Below are 1,086 nucleotides of genomic sequence, written 5' to 3' on the forward strand. Positions count from 1 at the left end.
CCCGCGCACCCCGCCCCGCACCCCGCCGCCGCGCGGGCGGCGGCGGGGTGCGGGGCGGGGTGCGCGGGCCGGGGCGGCCGGCGTCAGCGGGGCGGAGGTGGTGGACACGGCGGGCTCACTTCTCCTGGTCGAAGGCCCGGTCGCCGACGAGCTTGAGGAACCCGAAGGACAGCACGAGCATCACGAGGGCGATGACGACGGACGTGGCGGCGGCGGAGTAGACGTCGTTGCGGACGAAGGCGTCGCGGTAGACCTTCATCAGCGGCGTCCACGTGGTGGAGATCGAGTTGCTCAGCGGGCGCAGGGTGGTGGGCTCGGCGAACACCTGCAGGGTGGCGATCATCGAGAAGATGAACGTCATGACCAGCGAGGGGGCCACGACGGGCACCTTGATGCGCAGCGCGATCTGCACGTCGCCGGCGCCGTCCAGGCGGGCGGCCTCGTAGACGTCGCCGGGCACCGAGCGCAGCGCGGTGTAGAGGACGATCATGTTGAACCCGATGCCGCCCCACAGGGCGATGTTCGCCACCGCGAAGATCACCAGCCGTGAGGACAGCAGGTCCGGGGCGGGCAGGCCCACGACCTCCAGCACGTCGACCAGGGGGCTGACGCGCGGCAGGTACAGGAAACCCCACAGCAGCGAGGCCACCACGGCCGGCACGGCGTAGGGCAGGAAGATCGCGGTGCGGGCGAACCCCCCGACGCGGGTGCGCCCGGAGTCCAGCAGCAGCGCCAGGGCGAGGGCGAGGGCCATCATGACCGGCACGAGCACCAGGCCGTACAGGGCCACGCGCCCGACGCCGGCGAGGAACTCCGGGTCGCCGAGGGCGCGGGTGTAGTTGCCCAGCCCGGCCCAGGTCTCCTCCCGGCCGGCCGAGCCCAGGCCGAGGCCCTTGACCTCGGCCTTGCGGAAGCTGAGGTAGAACGCGTAGGCGATGGGGGCGGCGAGGAACGCGGTGAACAGCGCGAGGGCCGGGGCGAGGAAGGCGTAGGGCGCGAGCGCGCGGCGCGGGCGCCGCACCGGCGCCGTCCGGGCCGGCGCGCCGGTGCGGGACGGGGTGGCGGTGGCCATGGGGGCTCCTGGAG

Annotated in this window: 1 protein-coding gene; it reads right to left on the bottom strand. The window is 74.2% G+C overall.

The window, feature by feature from the left end; all coding sequences use genetic code 11:
• Positions 1-115 precede the first annotated feature (115 nt).
• Positions 116-1,072: a carbohydrate ABC transporter permease gene (locus GTR00_RS21500; RefSeq protein WP_166613530.1), complete on the bottom strand. Its 957-nt coding sequence runs from the start codon at positions 1,070-1,072 to the stop codon at positions 116-118.
• Between the last annotated feature and the right edge of the window lie 14 nt (positions 1,073-1,086).

This window comes from Kineococcus indalonis, from assembly GCF_009906395.1.
Lineage (GTDB): Bacteria > Actinomycetota > Actinomycetes > Actinomycetales > Kineococcaceae > Kineococcus > Kineococcus indalonis.

Excerpts from the sequence above, each read along its gene's own strand:
- GTR00_RS21500 (WP_166613530.1), bottom strand. The coding sequence starts at position 1,072 with ATGGCCACCGCCACCCCGTCCCGCACCGGCGCGCCGGCCCGGACGGCG.